This is a genomic window from Pseudomonas sp. LFS074 (assembly GCF_047978165.1).
In the GTDB taxonomy this organism is placed as follows: Bacteria; Pseudomonadota; Gammaproteobacteria; order Pseudomonadales; family Pseudomonadaceae; genus Aquipseudomonas; species Aquipseudomonas putida_P.
On the sequence record NZ_JBFPFV010000001.1, the window covers coordinates 3183876 to 3201786 of the forward strand.

Below are 17911 nucleotides of genomic sequence, written 5' to 3' on the forward strand. Positions count from 1 at the left end.
GCCCGCTGTGTACAGGGATGACACATGAGTAACCAGGCCCGCCTGCTGCCCTCGCTGCTCGACCGACTGCTGGACGACCGTCCCTATCAGTCGGCCGAGCCGGCCGCGCAGCGTACCTGCTCGCTGGCCGAGTACAAGGCCAGCATCGTCCGCGACCTGGAAGTGCTGGTGAATACCCGCCAATCGCTGGTCGCCGAGGCGCTCGACGGTTTCAGCCAACTCGGTGGTTCCATCCTTGAATACGGCATGCCTGACTTCATCAGCCGCAGCGTGCTCGACCCACACGATCGTCGCCTTATTCAGCAGCAACTGGAGCGTGCGATAAGCACCGGCGACCGGCGCTTTCGCCGGGTCCGTGTGCAGCTCTTGGCCCAGCAGGACGGCCACCGCATGTTGACCTTCCGCGTGGACGCCGTGTTGCGTCTGCAGGACATCAGCCGCCAGGTGTCGTTCGACGCCGTGCTGCAGGTCAACACCCAGGAATACAAAGTGCAGAACCTCAACTGATGCTCGACGAACTGCTGCCCTACTACGAAAAGGAACTGTCGCACCTGCGCTTCCTCGGCCAGGAGTTTGCTGCGCAGTACCCGAAAATCGCTTCTCGTTTGCTGATCGAGGGCGACAACTGCGAGGACCCGCATACCGAGCGCCTGATCGAGGCGTTCTCGTTCCTTTCTGCGCGGGTGCACAAGAAGCTCGATGACGAGTTCCCGGAAATCGTCGAATCCTTCCTCGAGGTGCTGTACCCGCATTACCTGCGCCCGACCCCGTCCATGTCGATTGCCGAGTTGAGCCTGGGCAGGCATGAGAAAGTCACCGAGGCATACCACGTGGCGCGCCATACCGAAATGCATGCCAATGCCGTCGAGGGCGTGGTGTGCAAGTTCCGCACCTGTTACCCCGTAGAGCTGTGGCCGATTGCCGTGCAGCAGGCCTCGTTCGCCGAAATGGAACGCTCGGCATTCAACGGCCACAGCGCCGACCTGGTCGCACGCCTGCGTATCCGCCTGACCGCCACAGGTGATGCCCTGTTCGGGCAGATGGAAATGGACCGCCTGCGGTTTTTCCTCGACGGCGAAGCCACGCTGATGCTGCATCTATATGAGTTGCTGTTCAACAACCTGGCCAAGGCCACCCTGAGCTTCCACGACGAGGGCCGCAGCCGTGAAGTCGCGCTGCCAGCCGGTGCGCTAAATGCCGTGGGTTTTACCCGTGACGAAGGCCTGGTGGATTACTCCGAGCGCTCGTTCCTGGGCTACCGGCTGCTGCACGAGTATTTCACCTTCCCCGACAAATTCATGTTCTTCGACCTCAGTGGTTTTGCACGCATCCTGCAAGGCAAGGCTATCGAGCAGGTCGAGATCAATTTCTATTTTTCCGACTACGACCTCAGCGAGCGCCTGGCGCGGCTGACGCAGAACATCGGGCGCAACAATTTCAAGCTCAACTGCACGCCAATCATCAATCTGTTCCGCCAGCAGGCCGAGCCGATCAAGCTGACCCACACCCAGCACGAGTACCCGGTCACGCCTGATACCCGGCTGCACAACGCTGCCGAAGTGGTGTCGATCGACCGCGTGCGCCGGGTGCGCAAACTTGGCGGCATCGACCAGGTCACCACCTGCCTGCCGTTTTTCGAGCCCCGTGGCGAACAGGACCCGCACAGCAGCTTCTGGGTCGCCCGTCGGCGCAATCAGGGTGACGCCACGGCCATGAGCATCCGCGTGGTCGACCGTGACCTGGAGCTGATCGGCGCCAGCAGCGACACCCTCAGCATCGGCCTCACCTGCAGCAACCGCGATGTGCCGCTGATGCTGCCGTTCGGTGGCGAGCGTGGCGATTTCAACATTCCCGCCAACTCGGTAATCAAGGACATCCGCTGCCTGCGCAAGCCCACTGCCACCGTGCGCGTGCCCTTGGGAAAAGGCTTGATCTGGCGGCTGATCGCGCACCTGTCGCTGAACCATATGTCGCTGGTCAGCCAAGGCCGCGAAGTGCTGCTGGAACTGCTGTCGCTCTACAACTACCGCAACGTGTCGGCCATCCGCAAACAGATCAATGGCATCAAGGCCATCAGCAGCGAGCCAGTGGTTGCGCGCATCGGCCATCCGCGGCCGAATTTTGTGCGGGGCGTAGGCATTACCCTCACCCTCGACGAGCACCAATACACCGGCAGCGGCGTGTTCCTGTTCGGCATGGTGCTGGACCACTTCTTCGGCCAGTACTGCTCGATGAACAGCTTCACCCAACTGACCCTGCGTACCCAACAACGAGAAAAGAGAGTCGTCCAATGGCCAGCACGCACTGGCGATCAGCCCCTGGTCTGATCGATCAGGCCCGAGCCGAGCCGCACCGATTCGAATTCTTTCAATTGGTGCGCCTGCTCCGCCTGCACTACAGCCGCACCGGTCGCATGGACCTGGCAACCCGGCCCCATGAAGACCCGCTGCGTTTCCGCACCCAGTTGTCGCTGGCATTTCCGGCCAGCGAGGTCAGCGACCTGCACTTTGAGCGCGAAGGCAAGCTATCGCCGGCTGGCCTGCCACTGTCGGAAGTGCAGGTTACCTTCATGGGCCTGGTCGGGCCGTCGGGCGTGCTGCCGCGCCCGTATACCGAGTTGCTGCTCGAGCGCCATGTGCAATACCGCGACGATGCCGCCCATGCGTTTCTCGACATCTTCTCGCACCGTATGACCACGCTGTTCTACGAGGCCTGGCAAAAATACAAGTTCCATATCGAGCACGAGCGCAATGGCACCTCGGGTTTCGATGGCTACCTGCTCAACCTGGCGGGCTTCGGGCCGCGCGCGCAAAAACTGAAGTTCGAAGAACAACCGTCAGTATTGCGTCGTGAGCTGTTCAGCTATTTTGCCGGCCTGCTCAGCCAGAAGCCGCGCAATGCGCTGAACCTCGAACGGATGCTCGGCTTCTATTTCTCGTTGCCGATCCACGTCAAGCAGTTCGCCGGTCGTTGGTTGCACCTGCCGCCTGAACAGCGCACCCAGCTTGGGCGGCGCAACGCCCAGCTCGGCCAAAGCGCCGTAGCGGGCAAGCGAACCTGGGATTACCAATCGTGCATTCGCATCGAGCTGAGCCCACTGAGCCTGGCCGATTACCAGCGTTTTCAGCCGGGCACCGAGTGCTATCGCAAGCTGGTCGAGTTGGTGCGCTTCTATATAGGTGCCGGGCTGGACTTCGAAATCGCCCCGCGCCTCAAGCGCGAGGCAGTGCCACGCGCCCAGCTCGGCCGCAAAGGCAATGTCGCCTTGGGCTGGATGGGCTGGCTCAAACGCCCTGGCCGTGACGCGGAGCCTTCGCGTTGCGCCGTTTTCCACATTCCTTACGATGGGGTCGCCTTGTGAACCTGAAGTCTCTGTTCGCCAAGCTAAACGAAACCAGCCGCACGGCCACCGAAAGCGCGGCGGCCCTGTGCCTGTCGGAGCATCACTACGATGTCGAGGTTGAGCACCTGCTGCTGCAACTGCTCGACAGCAGTGACAATGACCTGGCACCGATCCTGCGCCACTATGAGGTCGTCACCGAGCGCCTGCAGGCGCAACTGGTCACCGCCCTGGGCACCTTCAAGAAAGGCAATACCCGTACCCCAGCGCTGTCGCCGCACATCACCCGCATGATCGAGCAGGCCTGGTTGCTGGCATCGATCGAGTATGGCGTTGGCCAAGTACGCAGCGGCCACTTGCTGCAAGCCCTGCTTGATGATGCCGAACTGCGCCGAGTGGTGATGGCTTCGGCACCGGAGCTGGAAAAGATCAATGCCAATGACCTGCGCCTGAACCTTGCCGCACTGGTCGAAGGTAGCGCCGAGTCGCGGCAGGCCAGCCCCGCGGCGCCAGTCGCCAGCAGCACTAAAGCTGGGGGCAAGACCCCAGCGCTGGACCAGTACACCGTCAACCTTACCCAAAGTGCCCGCGAAGGCCGCATTGACCCAGTCTTGGGCCGCGAGTTCGAAGTGCGGCAAATGGTCGACATCCTCACCCGTCGCCGGCAAAACAACCCGATTCTCACCGGTGAAGCCGGGGTCGGCAAAACCGCCGTGGTCGAGGGCCTGGCCCTGAGAATCGCCCAGGGCGATGTACCAGCGGTGCTCAAGGATGTGGCCCTGCACACCCTTGACCTGGGCCTGCTGCAGGCGGGCGCCGGGGTAAAGGGCGAGTTCGAAAACCGCCTGAAAGCGGTCATCGAAGAGGTCAAGCGCAGCCTGCACCCGGTCATCCTGTTCATCGACGAAGCCCACACCCTGATCGGTTCTGGCGGCCAGGCCGGGCAGAACGATGCCGCCAACCTGCTCAAGCCGGCCCTTGCCCGTGGCGAACTGCGTACCATCGCCGCCACCACCTGGGCCGAATACAAGAAGTACTTCGAGAAAGACGCCGCCCTCGCCCGCCGCTTCCAGGTAGTAAAGGTCGAAGAACCTGATGAAGACAAAGCCATTCACATGCTGCGCGGGCTACTGGGCAAGATGCGCGAGCACCACAAGGTGGCGGTGATGGACGAAGCGCTGGTACAAGCGGTGCGCCTGTCCAACCGCTACATCACCGGCCGCCAGCTGCCCGACAAAGCCGTTAGCGTGCTCGACACCGCCTGCGCCCGCATCGCCCTGGCGCAGTCGTCGCAGCCAGGCTTGCTGGAAGACTGCCGTCGGCAGATCGACAACCTGCAGGCAGAAATCGCCGTTCTTGGCCACGAAGCGGGCAAAGGCCATGACCATGCCCGTCGCCTAGGCGAGCTGCAGGCCGCGTTGCAGACCGAACAGCAGCGCGAGCAGCAGCTCATCGCGCAGTGGCAACAGGAGCTGGAACTGGTCGAGCAACTCAAGGCACTGGATGCCGCCAACGACACCGACGCCGAGCAGCTCAATACCCTGCGCGCCGAACTGGCCCGTGTGCAAGGTGACCAGCCACTGGTCCACGCCCTGGTCGACAGCGGCGCCATTGCCCAGGTCATCAGCGGCTGGACCGGCATCCCGCTGGGCAAGATGCTGCGCGACGAAATCGATACCGTACAGCGCCTGCCGGCCCTGCTGGGCGAGCGCGTACTGGGCCAGGACCATGCCCTGCAGGAAATCGGCAAACGCATCAAGATTTCCCGTGCGCGCATGGAAGACCCCAACAAACCCATCGGCGTGTTCCTGCTGCTCGGCCCCAGCGGCGTCGGCAAGACCGAAACTGCCCTGGCCCTGGCCGATACGCTGTACGGCGGCGAGCGCAACCTGATCACCATCAACATGTCCGAGTACCAGGAGGCCCACACCGTGTCGAGCCTCAAAGGCTCGCCCCCCGGCTACGTCGGTTACGGCGAAGGCGGCGTGCTGACCGAGGCGGTACGCCGCAAACCCTACAGCGTGGTGCTGCTGGACGAGGTGGAAAAAGCCCACCCCGACGTACTCGAACTGTTTTTCCAGGTCTTCGACAAGGGCGTGCTGGACGACGGTGAAGGCCGCGAGATCAACTTCCGCAACACAGTGATCATCCTCACCTCCAACACCGGCACCGAACGCATCATGCAAACCTGCCTGAATGCCACCGAGCTGCCAACGCCAGAGGCCATCGTCGAAGGCCTGCGCAACGAGCTCAACCAAGTGTTCAAGCCGGCGTTTCTCGGCCGCCTGAACATCGTGCCGTTCTACCCGGTGCAGGACCAGATCCTCGAGCGCATCGTCGCCCTCAAGCTCGAGCGTATCGCCAAGCGCTTCGCCCGCAACCACCAGGCCGAGTTGGGCTACGACGAGGCGCTGGTCAAAGCCATCGCCGCCCGTTGCACCGAGGTCGACAGCGGCGCACGCAACATCGACAACATCCTGTCGCAAACCCTGATGCCCGAGCTCGCCCAGCGTGTGCTCGAACGCATGGCCCAGGACACACCGATCGAGCGCCTTGTGATCGAACTGGGCAGCGATGGCGATTTCGCCTATCGCCTGGCCTGACCAGTACCCGGAGGTTTAGCCGTCATGCAACACAAGCACATCGCCTTCAAGCGCCTGACCACCGCCGCCCTGCTGCTGGCGCTGGCGGGCTGCGGGGTCACCGACCGTATCGGCAAACGCATGGAGGACAGCTGGGCGGCCGACATGCTGGCTGACAGCGAGAAGGTCATCCTGACCTCCGACGGCGGCAACCAGCTCAACCCCGATACCGAGGGCAAGCCGCTGTCGGTGGTGATGCGCGTGTACCAGCTGACCGACCTTGAGCGCTTCGCCGCAACCGATGCCGAAACCCTGTGGGATACCCCGGAAAAGGCACTGGGCAATACCCTGGTGGAAGCCCGCGAGATCACCCTGCTACCGGGCATTGGCCAGATCGACCAGTGGCCTCTGGCCAATAGCGCTCGCTACGTCGGCGTGGCGGCGTTCTTCCGTGATGAACAAGGCGCACGCTGGAAAGTCGCCTTCGACGCAAACTCGCTGCGCAAGGACGGCATCTGGTTCTCATCCGACGGGCTGCGGGTACTGGTGGATAAAACCGAAATCAGTGCCATGCGGGGCGTGGATGTGCTGAACAAACCCCCGACTGCCGACCAGCTCGCGGCGGCGCAGAAGGCCAAGGATGCCGCCCCGACGCTCACCGACAAGGTGCAGGACGCGGTCATCCAAAAAGCCAGCGACGCCGCCAGCCAGTCGGCCAGCAACGCCATGGATTCAACCTTCAACTCTTTAGTGGATAGCGTCAAATGAGCAAGCAGAGCCGGGTGATGTGGTCGGAAGGCATGTTCCTGCTGCCCCAGCACTTCCAGTACCAGGACGAGTTCCACCAGCACCAGTTGGCTGAGGCGACCCTGCGCAGTACTCCTTTCCATTGGGGTGTACAGGCGCTGCAGGTGGACGAAGACGCCCTGGCCAACGGTTCGCTGCAGCTCAAGCGCCTGAAGCTGGTGTTCCCTGATGGCAGCCTGTACGACGCTCCGCAGCACGATCCGCTGCCGGCCGCGCGTGACCTCAAGGACCTGCTCAAGGCCAACGACCTGAAGGTTTATGCCGCGCTCAAGCTGCCCGAGCCATTCGGCCTCAATTACGTCGAGGATGGCCACGAGCACAAGGCCGCACGGCGCTTTCGCAAGCAGTTCGACACCCTGCCCGACCTTAATGAAGGTGAGCTGGAGAACGAGATCACCAGCCTGCGCCTGAACGTGGTCATGCTGGTCGACGGCGACAGCCTCGATGGCTACAGCTACTGCCCGCTGGCGAAGCTGACACGCAACAGCATGGGCGGCTTCAACCTCGACCCGCATTTCGTCCACCCTACCCTGCACCTGGGCAGCCACGAAACCATCGCCAGCCTCGGCAAACGCCTGCTCGGTGCCCTGCAGGCCAAGAGCAAGGCGCTGTCCGGCCGACGCCGCGAGCGCGCCGACCAGATCGCCGAGTTCGGCTCCAGCGACGTCACCTTGTTCTGGCTGTTGAACACGGTCAACCGTGCCCACCCGCAATTGGCGCATCTGCTGGCCCATCCGCGCCTGCACCCGGAGCGCCTGTACCTGTTCCTCGTCGACCTGGCCGGCGGGCTCCTGACCTTCACCCTGGACACCCAGCTCAGCGACATCCCCGAGTACGACCACCAGGACCCTGCGGCATCGCTGGTGAAACTGGACGAAATGATCCGCGTAATGCTCGACAACGTGGTGCCCAACCAGTGCATCGTCATCAACCTGACCCAGACCAAACCGTCCCATTGGCAAGGCCAGCTGCACGACCCACGCCTGGCCGAAGCCGACTTCTATATTGCCGTGCACGCCGACATGCCCGGTGCCAGCCTGCTGGAACTGGTGCCCCGAGCGTTCAAGGTCGGCTCGCCGGAAGACATCGAGGTGGTGGTCAACAGCGCCATGCCTGGCGTCACCCTCAATCATGCCGCGCGGTTACCGAACGCGATTCCGGTGCGCCTGGATAACCAGTATTTCGCCATCGAGCCGCACGGCACTGTGTATGAGCGAATGATCAATGCCCAGGCCATCTGCTTCTATGCGCCCAGCGCCTTTACCAACCTCAAGCTTGAACTGATGGCGGTGCTCAAATGACCGAAGCCGTACTGCAACAGGGCGCCGTCGCGGCCGCCAACGACAAACCGACGCTCAAGGACCTGGTCCAGGACTTCATCAGCATGGCGCTGATCGTACGTCGCGGCCGCCAGGTCACCTCGGTGCCGGCCTTCGAGGGCAGCGTAGAACGCTTCTTCGCCAACCTGGAGCGGGATGCCCGCGCGGCCAACTACAGCGTCGAGCAGGTCAAGGACACTCAGTACGCGCTGTGCGCGTTCCTTGATGAAAGCGTGCTGCGCTCAGGCGACAACGCGCTGCGTCGGCATTTTGAGCTGCAGCCGTTGCAGTTCCGCTATTTCGGTGTGCACCTGGCCGGGGAAGGTTTCTTCGAAAAAGTCCAAGCGCTGCGTGCTGACACCAAGCAAAACGTCGATGTGCTCGAGGTCTACCACCTGTGCCTGGCCCTGGGCTTCGAGGGCAAGTTCAGCCTTGGCCAGAAAGACCAGCTGCGTTACCTGGCCAATACCCTGGGCCAGGACATTGCCCGCTACCGCAAGGCGCCCAAAGCGCTGTCACCGGACTGGGCACTGCCCGACCAGGTGTCGCAGATGCTGCGCCATGAAGTGCCGCTGTGGGTGTATCTGGCGCTGATCGCGCTGGTCTGCGTCGCCGTGTACCTGACGCTTGACTGGTTGCTGGACAAGGACGTTGCCGCCCTGTCCGAACAAATCCGCCAGCTGTTCAGTGCCTGAGCACACATCAGGTAGCCGAGTCAGGAAGACATGAAAACATTACTGCGTCTGTTGAAGAGTTTCTGGGTGCTGCTGCCATTGCTGTGGCTGGCGAGCCTGTTGATTGGCTGGCTGGTCGCGCCGCTGGTGCCGTGGCTGCGTCATCACGTACCTGAAGCGCTGGCCATCATCAGTGCCTGCTTCCTGCTGGTGATCGTGCTGCGCCAGTACCAGCGCATCCGCGCCGAGCACAACCTGGAGAACCTGCTGCAAATCGAAGTCGACCGCTCGTGGAACGCCACGGGTGAGTTCCGAGACCAACAGGTATTGCGCGAGCGCCTGAAGCACGCCATCGCCATGCTGCGCACCGATCGCTCAGCCGGTGGCGGCGGCAAGGCGGCGCTGTCCGACCTGCCCTGGTACCTGGTGGTGGGCATGTCCGCTGCCGGCAAGACCTCGCTGCTGACCCATTCCGGTCTGTCGGCCAGCATCGCCACGGCCAACGACAGTGAAAGCGGTACCCAGCATTGTGACTGGTACTTCAGCCCCGACGCCGTAATGATCGACACCGCCGGGCGCTACTTGCGCGACGACCAGTCAGCCAGTGAGTTCTCGGCCTTCCTGCGCATGTTGCGCAAGCAACGCGGCAAGGCGGCGATCAATGGCTTGGTGCTGGTGGTCAGCCTGCCCGAGCTGCTGGCGGCCAACAGCGATGAGCGCAATGCCCTGGCGGCGCAGCTGGTGGCACGGGTAGAAGAATACGCCGAATGCCTCGACGCCAACCCGCCGGTCTACCTGATGCTGAGCAAGACCGACCAGTTACCGGGCTTCAGCCAGGCATTCGACGGCCTCGACCTGCATGAGCGCCAGCAACCGCTGGGCATGACCTTTGGCCTGTCGGAAATCCGCAACAGTGGCCTGCACGCCGTGCTGCAGACGCGCCTGAAGAACTTGCAGGGTCACGTTCGCCAGCACGTCGATGCGCAGATGATCGCCCTCGGCGCCGAGGCCGACAGTGCGCTGTTGAACTTCCCGCAGTACTTCGCCGCACTCAGCGATGTACTCGAGCAATTCCTCGACCACTTCACGCGTGGCCATCGCGGCGGGACCCCGCTGCTGCTGCGTGGCCTGTACTTCACCAGTGCGCTGCAGACCGGGCAGCAGCTGGGACAAGTCTATGAAGACGTCATCGCCGACGAGTTCGCCTTGCAAGCGGCCTACGATGAGCCTGCCGAACGTGCTGGCAAACCCGTGGGCAACCGCAGCTACTTCATCACCGACACCTTCCGCCAGGTGATATTCCCGGACCGCGACCTGACCTTGTACCAGTCACGCCTGGGCCGGCAGGCCACGTTCAGCCCGCTGTTACTGGGCCTGGCCGTTGCCACGGGTGTCCTGTTCATCGGCTGGCAGGCATTGTCGTTCATCAACAACCGGCAGTGGCTCGATGGCTTGCGCGGGCAACTGGCGCAGATCGAACATGCGCAGGATCGCGAGCAACTGCTGGCCGCAGGCAAGGGCCTGGAAGTGCTGCGCGAACAGATGGCGGTAGTCGAAGCCCATCGCCTGCAAGGCGTCCCCCTGCCGTTGGCTGCTGGCCTTTACCACGGTGAAGCAGTCCATCAGGTGAGCAGTGCCGCATACCTGGCGCAACTGCGCAGCCAGGCGCTTGAGCCGATCACCCGCAGCCTGCAAGTGCAGATGCGCGCGTTCAACACATTCGCCAACGGCATCAACCAGGAACTGGAGTTCACCCCAGCGCCGCTGCCTAAAAAACGCAACGGCAAGCCTCTCGCCCCTGCCTTGGCCGCCAAGGCCACAGCAGCCAACACCCGCCTGGGTGGCTACGCCGCCAAGGTCAACCTGGCCACCGCCAGCGATGCCGCCGAGCTGTCCGCCACCACCGGTGGCCTGTCGTTGTCCGAAGAAATGCTCGGCCGACTTGACGAACAGCAGGTGGCCTCGATCATCGACGCCTACAACACGCTCAAGCTGTACCTGCTGCTGACCGAGCCCCAGATACATCCAGATCCGGCCTTCGTCGCTGCCAGCCTGCCCCAGGCCTGGACAGGTGCAGCCGCTGAAGGGGCCCCGGCCGACGCCGGGGTAATCGAAGAAAACGCACCGCTTTACGTGCAGTTGCTGGAGCAAGGCCAGGCGCCGGCACTGCCGCGCAACGAGCAACTTATCGACGAGACCCGGCAGAACCTCAAGGCATTCATGATCTCCAGCTCGCTGGTCGATCGTGAATACCTGCGCCTGCAACTTGAGTCGAGCCGCCAGTTCCCGACGTTGAGCCTCAACGACCTGGTGCCGCAACCGGGCCGTGCGCTGCTGTACGGGTCCGCTGGCGTGCCAGCAATCTACACGCGCCAGGGCTGGGACACCTTCGTCAAGCCCGAACTGATCAAGCTGGTGTCGGGCAACCTGCGCAACGAGTCGGACTGGGTGCTGGACGGTGAAGGCGGCGACGCGCTCGTGCAAAAAGCCAACTTCGTGCGCGAGTTCATGACCCGCTACAAGCGCGACTACACCCAGGCCTGGTACAAGATGGTCAGCAGCGTCGGTGTGCGCCACTTCACCGACCTGGCCTCGGCCACCGAGCAACTGGGCCTGCTCAGTGACGTGCAGAACTCGCCTGTGAAAAACCTGCTGGCGGCGGTCAATGACAACACCCAGTGGGACCTGCCGACCAAGCACGCGATCCCGGCCCCTGGCGCCGCTCGCGATGACGGTTTCTGGAGCAAGGTCACAGGCTTGTTCGACACCGAGAACGCCCTGCCCACCAGCGTCGCCCCGGCCTTGCCGGCGGTGGACGACGGCAGCCTGGCCAAACGTTTCGAGCCGGTGGCGCGAGTGTTTGCGCAAAACAACGCCGAAGGCGCCGACAGCACCATCATGGACCGCTACCTGGCCGCCTTGCGCAAGCTCAAGGTACGCATGAACAACATCCAGCGTTCGCAGGATGTGGGCAAAAGCAGCAAGCAGCTGATCAGCGAAACCTTGGAAGGCCAGCCAAGCGAAGTCACCACCGTACGCAACTATGTGGAGAGCAGCGTCGACACCAGCCAGGACGGCTTGTCCCGCTCACTGCAGGGGCTGTTCAGCCTGCCCATCCAGTACGCCTGGGCGACCCTGCGTGACCCGGCCGGCCAGCAGATCGCCAAGGCCTGGGCGCAACAGATTGCCAAACCGTGGGAACAGGTCATGGCGCACCGTTACCCGATTGCCGGCGGCAGCAACAATGAAGCGTCGGTGAAAGACCTGCAACGCTTCGTCGACCCGGACAGCGGCCTGCTGCCCGCCTTCAAACGTAACGAAATCGGCAACCTGGCCGGCGGTGAGGGCCTGGGTGTGGGCGACAGCAAGGGGCCAGCGCTGGTCAACCCTGGCATGCTCAACAGCATCGACAAGGCCAGCTCGGTGGGCCAGGTGATCGCCAGCCTGTCTGACCGTGACAACGGCTTCGAGATCATGCTGGAGCCGTCGGCCAACTTCACCGACATCGTGTTCACCCTCGACGGCCAGGAGCAGCACTACCGCAACGGCCGTAGCAGCTGGAACCGCTTCGCCTGGCCGGGCACCAACAACGCACCTGGCGCACGCCTGGACGTAGTGACCCTGAGCGGTGCGCGGGTGACCGTGTTCGACTTCCCGGGGCGCTGGGGCTTGCTGCGTATGAACGAAAGCGCCCGCGTAGACGACCTGGATGGCATTCAGCAACGCTTCAGCTGGAACACCGCCAGTGGTCGCGTGAGCCTTGTGGTGCGCAACTTTGGCGGGGTCAAGCTGACCGACCTGGGTGACGTCAAGGCGCTGAGCGCCCTGAACGACAGGGGCGGCCAATGATCGGTTGTTTCGGCAAGCTACCGTCGAGCGCGGACTTCGTCAGCCTGCATGGCGCGGCGGAGGAAGTCTGCGAGTTCGACGCCTGGTTGCAGTCATCGCTGGCGGCCATGCGCCACTGCGATGACTGGCAGGCGTTGTTCGACGCGCTGCCGGTGTGTTTCTTCAACTACCGCGCACGCAACGGCAACTGGCTGCTGGGTGGCCTGCTCAGCTCGCGCGATGCCAGTCAACGGCGCTACCCGTTTTTCATCTTCCAGTTGCTCAAGGGTGAAGCAGGCACTGCACAGGTCAACCCGTACACCCTTGGCGAGCTGTTCAGCGCACAGATCAAGCCATTGCTGCACCAGGCCGTGCAAGGCGCTGGCAGCGCCAGCCTGTTCGAGCGGATCAAGGCCTTGCGCCCGCTACAGGGCCAGGACCTTGACCTGTTCCGCCGCGTGCACACCAAGTTTCTCCACGATTACAGCCTGACTGATGTCGCCCGAGCCCTACACGGTTCCTGGCCAAATTTCGACAGCGCCACCGCCCTGGCCCACCTGCAGATCAGCCGGGCCGCGCTGCATGGCGATTTTGCAGGCGGTATCGAGTTGCCGCTGCCGGCCGAACGTGGCCTTAAAAACCCTACGGCCGACCTTTGGCTGACCTGGCTCACCCGCATGAGCCGGCAACCCGACGTGCCGGCGGTAAGCCTGCTGGTCGACGATTTCATGCACCCGCGGCTGTACTGCTTCCCGTCGCGCCACGCCAACAGCGCCTACCGCCTGCTCAGTGAATGCGCCGACACACATCAGCACCTGAAGCTGCTCAACCCGCTACCAGGCGCACCACGGCAGCACAATTACGACCGACCTCTTGAACACGTCATCGACCAGTTCGTCGATGCACTGGATGCGACGCCTGTATGAACAAGATCAAGTACTACTGCCTGCGCTACCAACCCTACCTGCTGGGTGTGGCGTTCTTCCTGGCGATCTTCCTGGTCTGGGCCATCGGCCGTGCATTGGGCTTTGCCTCGCTGCACAGCTTGCTAGCGGGTATCGGTGCGTTTCTGCTGCTGTCGGCGGGCTATGTACTGTTGCTGTACCGCGGTGCTGGCCAGCACCACAACCTCGAAGGCTTGCTGCGCGACGACGCCGACCAGGCCGTACTCAGCGCCACCCCGGCCGACCGGGAAGAGGTCAGCCTGTTGCGCGAGCGCCTGCTGCAGAGCATCGAGCGCCTGCACAGCAACAAAGCGCGCGGCGCCTCGGCCAAGGACGCGCTGTATGCCCTGCCCTGGTACCTGGTGATCGGCCAGCCGGCCGCGGGCAAGAGCACGATGATTCTGCAGTCGGGCCTGAACTTCCCCTACGCCGAGCGCGAAGGCGCACGGGTCGCAGGCCTGGGCGGCACGCGCAACTGCGACTGGTTCTTCAGCTCCGAAGCGGTGCTGCTGGACACCGCCGGGCGCTACATGAACAGCCCCGAAGAAGCCGGCAAGTGGCGTGGCTTCTTGCAACTGCTGCGCCAGCACCGCCAGCGCCGCCCGCTCAACGGTTTGATCGTCAGCGTCAGCATCGCCGACATCCTGCATGGCTCGGCCGAGGACCAGGAGCGCGTGGCCAAACGCCTGCGCGAACGCATCCAGGAAAGCTGCGCACTGCTCGAAGTGCGCCTGCCCATCTATCTGGTCTTCACCAAGTGCGATCTGATCCCCGGTTTCACGCCGTTCTATCGCCAGCTGGACGACGCTGCGCGTGGTGAAGTGATGGGCAAAACCTTCTCGCACAAGGGTTACGAGCAGGCCGACTGGGGCCAGCGCTTTGGCAACGCGATGGACGAGCTGGCCAGTTACTGGCGACAGGTGGCTGGCCAACAACTGGTACACCAGGACATTCAGGTCACTCGGCAGAACAACGCGGCCTATCGCTTCCCGCTGGAGCTGGCCGCGCTCAAGCCGCGCCTGCAGCAATTCGTCGACAGCCTGTTGCGTGCCAACCCCTACCAGAATGCAGAGTTGCTGCGCGGGTTCTATTTCACCGCTGCGCTGCAAGCCGACGAGGCCCAGTGGGGCAGCCACGGCCAGCATGTGGCCGAACGCTTCGCACTCGAGCAGGTTGAAGGTTCTGGCACTGCCGGCAGCCAGCCAGCCCCCCTGTTCATCAACAGCCTGTTCCGCAAGGTCATCATTCCCGACCAGCACCTGGTGGCGCTGTACACCAGCAACCACCGCGAGCGCCGGCGCAAGGCCGGCTGGGTTGGCGCCGCCGGCCTGGCAGCGCTGGTGCTCTGCAGCCTGTGGGGCTGGTCGTACCTGAACAACCGCGCCACCCTGGCCAGCATTGCCGGCGAGCTGGCTCAGGCCAAGGCCGACGACCAGGCTGGCAGCGGCCAGTACACCGCCTGGAGAAGCCTTGACCGCTTGCGCTTCTGGGCCGCGCACTACTATCAGCAACACCACGAGCAGGGCGTGCCGCTTGGCATGCGCCTGGGCTTGTACCAGGGCCATGCGGTCGAGCCGCTGCTGCGCAGCCGCTACTTCGCCACGCTGCAGAACGTGATGCTCAAGCCCACGGCCGATAACCTGACCCGTACCCTGTACCTGTTGACCACGCTCAAGGTCTACCAACGCAACACCCGCGAGCTGCAGCCGGTAAGCGGCGTCGACAGTGTCGAGGCCGAGGCGCTGCCGCATGATAACCGCGCTCAGTCGATCGCCGACTTCGGCAAAGCAACCCTGGACACCTACGTGATGCTCTCGCAGGCAATGCGCGAGAAGGCTGACCCTGCGTTCCTCAAGGCGCACCTACCGGACTACTGGTACCCAGCCATCGCCCGCCACACCGGCAAGCGCATGGCCGCAGCCGGTAGCGACGCCAGCGGCGACCAGGACTACCTGTACGCCAGCCGCCAGATCACCTTCTACAGCGACCAGATCCGTGAGCCGGACGTGCCACGCATCCTCGACAACGCCTTCCTGATGTCCAGCTCACGCAACTACATCGACAGCCTGCGGGCCCAGTCGCTGCGCTCGATCGAGACCATCACGCTGGAATCCGACACCCTGTTCGCCTTTGGCCGCGCCGACTTCCAGAGCCTGAAGAACGAAGGCCAGAACCAACTGAGCGCGATTGCCAGCAAGCTGTTGAACACCCCGAACATCGGCAAGGTGGTCATCTCTGGCCACGCCGACCAGCTCGGCGACAGCCAGGGCAACCTGCAGGTTTCGAAGCAACGGGCGCAAACCATCCGCACCTACCTGGTCGGCAAGGGCGTGCCCGCCGAGCTGGTGGTCGCGCAAGGCGAAGGCAGCCGCAAACCACTGGTCAACTGCGACATGCAACAACCGCGGGCGCAATTGATCAAGTGCCTGGAGCCCAACCGCCGGGTGGAAATCGAAGTGCGTGGGCTGAACTGAGCCACGCCGCAAGAACCGGTCGCCCGGGCCTCACAGGAGGAGGCCCGGGTGGCGGCAAGCTACCTCTGCCGGTATGCCCGGCGAGGTCAAAACCAAGGGGCGCATGAGCAACCCTTTACACGTTGTTAATGGAGAGTTTCACAATGGCATTTGACGCGTATATCCAAATCGACGGCATCCCAGGCGAAGTACTGGATGAAAAACACAAGGACTGGATCGAAGTGCTGGGCTACGAGTACGGCGCCACCCAGGCAACCTCGGCTACCGCCAGCTCCTCGGGTGGTGCGTCTTCCGAGCGTGTTGCCCTGAGCGACTTCAAGATCCGCAAGGCCGTCGACAAGGCTTCGGCCAAACTGTTCGAGCACTGCTGCACCGGCAAGCACATCGCCAAGCTGAAGCTGAACGTGAACCGCGCCGGTGGCGACAAGGTCACCTACCTGACCATCGACATGGAAGAAGTCGTGGTGTCGTCGGTCAAGTTCATCGCCGGTGGCAACCAAGGCGGTGAAGACAAGGCGGTCAGCGACCTGCCTGTAGAAGAAATCAGCTTCAACTTTGCCCGTATCAAGACCACCTACACCCAGCAGAACCGCACCGACGGCCAGGCCGGCGGCAACATCGTCGGTGGCTGGGACCGTACCGCGAACAAAGTGTTCGCCTAAGCCATGGGCCGCTTCGGCGGCCTGTACTGCGCGGCGTGCCAGGTTTTCTGGCACGCTGTTCATCAGCCATGTCCAGAGTGTTATATGCCTGAAATCCTCAATGACCTCTCGCTGGCCACACTGGCCGCACCCATCGAAGGTGGCAGTGGCGAAGACTTGAGCTTCTCTGCCTTGTTCGACCAGATCAAGGAAGCCCGCCGGGCGGACCCTGACTACCTGACCCAGGGCGACTGGCAAACCGACTTGAAGACTGCCGACTGGGAGCAGGTAATCAACCTGTCGGCTCAAGGGTTGGCGCAGCACAGCAAAGACTTGATGCTGGTGGCCTGGCTCAGCGAGGGCCTGGCCCAGCGTGAGCACTTCGAAGGCATCACTTTTGGCCTAGAGCTGACCGAACAGCTTCTGGATACCTTCTGGGACACCCTGTTCCCAACGCTTGAAGACGGCCTGGACGAGCGCGCGGCGCGGCTGTCCTGGCTGAAGACCACGCTCACCGACATTGCCGGTGGCTTGCCCATTACCCAAGGGCAGCATTTTGGCGTGTTGCGCTATGACGAGTCACGCCACGTCGAAAACCTCGCCCTGCAGAACCCCAAGGCAATGCAGACAGCACTGAACGAAGGCAAGATCAACGCCGAGATTTTCCAGCGCTCGGTAGCGCTGAGCGACACTGATCACCTGCGTGCCAAGGCGCTGCAGATCGGCACCAGCCTGAATGCGTGCAAACGCCTGCAGGCCAGCGCCGACCGCCTGTTCGGCCACGAGGCGCCCAGCTTCGCCAGCCTTGCCGACATGCTGTCGCGCGCCAGCCAGCTGGCGGAGAAACTGCTCAAGGATCGCGGCGTCGAGCTGCACCCCGCAGCGGTGGCGGTAGCAGAACCCGAGGCCATCTTTGTCTCTACTGACGCAGCAGGTGAACCGATGAACACGCCCGTCCAGGCCTCTGCGCCTGCCCCTATGCGCACGACACCACTGACCCGCGACGAGGCTTTCACCATGCTTGCGGGCATCGCCCAGTTTTTCAAGCAAAGCGAGCCGCAGAGCCCGGTACCTTACTTGATCGAACGTGCGATCAAGTGGGGCAACATGCCGTTGGAGGGCTGGCTGAGCGATGTGATCAAAGACAGCAACGTGGTGGACAACATTCGTGATGTGCTAGGCACTCGCGAACCAAGGTCCTGATACTCGTTCGGGCCGACCCGGCCTCTTCGCGCACCGACTTGCCAGGGCGCAGGCCAGTACAGCCTCGGCAAATGCTGCTAACGTGAGCGCTCCAAACTG

12 protein-coding genes are annotated in these 17911 nt (G+C 63.1%); all 12 read left to right on the plus strand.

Annotated elements, in window-relative coordinates; translation table 11 throughout:
• Positions 1–24: 24 nt before the first annotated feature.
• Positions 25–507 (plus strand): type VI secretion system baseplate subunit TssE, encoded by a 483-nt coding sequence (tssE, locus tag ACNQP3_RS14565; RefSeq protein WP_012272399.1) that lies wholly within the window; start codon positions 25–27, stop codon positions 505–507.
• Positions 507–2327, plus strand: coding sequence for a type VI secretion system baseplate subunit TssF (gene tssF / locus ACNQP3_RS14570; protein WP_264316121.1), 1821 nt, complete (start codon positions 507–509; stop codon positions 2325–2327). Before tssE ends, tssF begins: the two co-directional genes overlap by 1 nt.
• A complete protein-coding gene (gene tssG / locus ACNQP3_RS14575) occupies positions 2291–3361 on the plus strand; it encodes a type VI secretion system baseplate subunit TssG (RefSeq protein ID WP_264316122.1) in 1071 nt (356 codons plus the stop codon). The genes tssF and tssG overlap by 37 nt, the downstream gene beginning before the upstream one ends.
• Complete coding sequence (tssH, locus tag ACNQP3_RS14580) at positions 3358–5943, plus strand: type VI secretion system ATPase TssH (protein WP_264316123.1); 2586 nt, start codon at positions 3358–3360, stop codon at positions 5941–5943. Before tssG ends, tssH begins: the two co-directional genes overlap by 4 nt.
• A gap of 24 nt (positions 5944–5967) precedes the next feature.
• On the plus strand, positions 5968–6690 hold the full coding sequence (gene tssJ, locus ACNQP3_RS14585; RefSeq protein WP_012272403.1) for a type VI secretion system lipoprotein TssJ: 723 nt from the start codon (positions 5968–5970) through the stop codon (positions 6688–6690).
• The gene (gene tssK / locus ACNQP3_RS14590) at positions 6687–8030 is read left to right on the plus strand and encodes a type VI secretion system baseplate subunit TssK (protein ID WP_060514564.1); all 1344 of its coding nucleotides are present in this window, start codon (positions 6687–6689) and stop codon (positions 8028–8030) included. The genes tssJ and tssK overlap by 4 nt, the downstream gene beginning before the upstream one ends.
• The gene (gene icmH, locus ACNQP3_RS14595; RefSeq protein WP_012272405.1) at positions 8027–8743 is read left to right on the plus strand and encodes a type IVB secretion system protein IcmH/DotU; all 717 of its coding nucleotides are present in this window, start codon (positions 8027–8029) and stop codon (positions 8741–8743) included. The genes tssK and icmH overlap by 4 nt, the downstream gene beginning before the upstream one ends.
• A gap of 30 nt (positions 8744–8773) precedes the next feature.
• Positions 8774–12571 carry a type VI secretion protein IcmF/TssM N-terminal domain-containing protein gene (locus ACNQP3_RS14600; protein WP_060493112.1) on the plus strand — a complete coding sequence of 1266 codons (3798 nt, stop codon included), beginning with the start codon at positions 8774–8776 and terminating at the stop codon, positions 12569–12571.
• Positions 12568–13476: a type VI secretion system-associated protein TagF gene (gene tagF, locus ACNQP3_RS14605; protein WP_060493111.1), complete on the plus strand. Its 909-nt coding sequence runs from the start codon at positions 12568–12570 to the stop codon at positions 13474–13476. The genes ACNQP3_RS14600 and tagF overlap by 4 nt, the downstream gene beginning before the upstream one ends.
• Positions 13473–15968, plus strand: coding sequence for a type VI secretion system membrane subunit TssM (tssM, locus tag ACNQP3_RS14610; RefSeq protein ID WP_012272408.1), 2496 nt, complete (start codon positions 13473–13475; stop codon positions 15966–15968). Before tagF ends, tssM begins: the two co-directional genes overlap by 4 nt.
• A gap of 143 nt (positions 15969–16111) precedes the next feature.
• On the plus strand, positions 16112–16630 hold the full coding sequence (locus ACNQP3_RS14615) for an Hcp family type VI secretion system effector (protein WP_012272409.1): 519 nt from the start codon (positions 16112–16114) through the stop codon (positions 16628–16630).
• Positions 16631–16714: 84 nt separating this feature from the next.
• Positions 16715–17812 (plus strand): type VI secretion system protein TssA, encoded by a 1098-nt coding sequence (gene tssA / locus ACNQP3_RS14620; RefSeq protein WP_264316124.1) that lies wholly within the window; start codon positions 16715–16717, stop codon positions 17810–17812.
• The last annotated feature ends 99 nt before the right edge of the window (positions 17813–17911 follow it).

What these genes read in the sequence shown, in the direction of transcription:
- ACNQP3_RS14615 (WP_012272409.1), top strand. Translation starts at nt 16,112, where the DNA reads ATGGCATTTGACGCGTATATCCAAATCGACGGCATCCCAGGCGAAGTA.
- tssG (WP_264316122.1), top strand. Translation starts at nt 2,291, where the DNA reads ATGGCCAGCACGCACTGGCGATCAGCCCCTGGTCTGATCGATCAGGCC.
- tagF (WP_060493111.1), top strand. Translation starts at nt 12,568, where the DNA reads ATGATCGGTTGTTTCGGCAAGCTACCGTCGAGCGCGGACTTCGTCAGC.
- tssF (WP_264316121.1), top strand. Translation starts at nt 507, where the DNA reads ATGCTCGACGAACTGCTGCCCTACTACGAAAAGGAACTGTCGCACCTG.
- tssM (WP_012272408.1), top strand. Translation starts at nt 13,473, where the DNA reads ATGAACAAGATCAAGTACTACTGCCTGCGCTACCAACCCTACCTGCTG.
- tssJ (WP_012272403.1), top strand. Translation starts at nt 5,968, where the DNA reads ATGCAACACAAGCACATCGCCTTCAAGCGCCTGACCACCGCCGCCCTG.
- ACNQP3_RS14600 (WP_060493112.1), top strand. Translation starts at nt 8,774, where the DNA reads ATGAAAACATTACTGCGTCTGTTGAAGAGTTTCTGGGTGCTGCTGCCA.
- tssK (WP_060514564.1), top strand. Translation starts at nt 6,687, where the DNA reads ATGAGCAAGCAGAGCCGGGTGATGTGGTCGGAAGGCATGTTCCTGCTG.
- tssA (WP_264316124.1), top strand. Translation starts at nt 16,715, where the DNA reads ATGCCTGAAATCCTCAATGACCTCTCGCTGGCCACACTGGCCGCACCC.
- icmH (WP_012272405.1), top strand. Translation starts at nt 8,027, where the DNA reads ATGACCGAAGCCGTACTGCAACAGGGCGCCGTCGCGGCCGCCAACGAC.
- tssE (WP_012272399.1), top strand. Translation starts at nt 25, where the DNA reads ATGAGTAACCAGGCCCGCCTGCTGCCCTCGCTGCTCGACCGACTGCTG.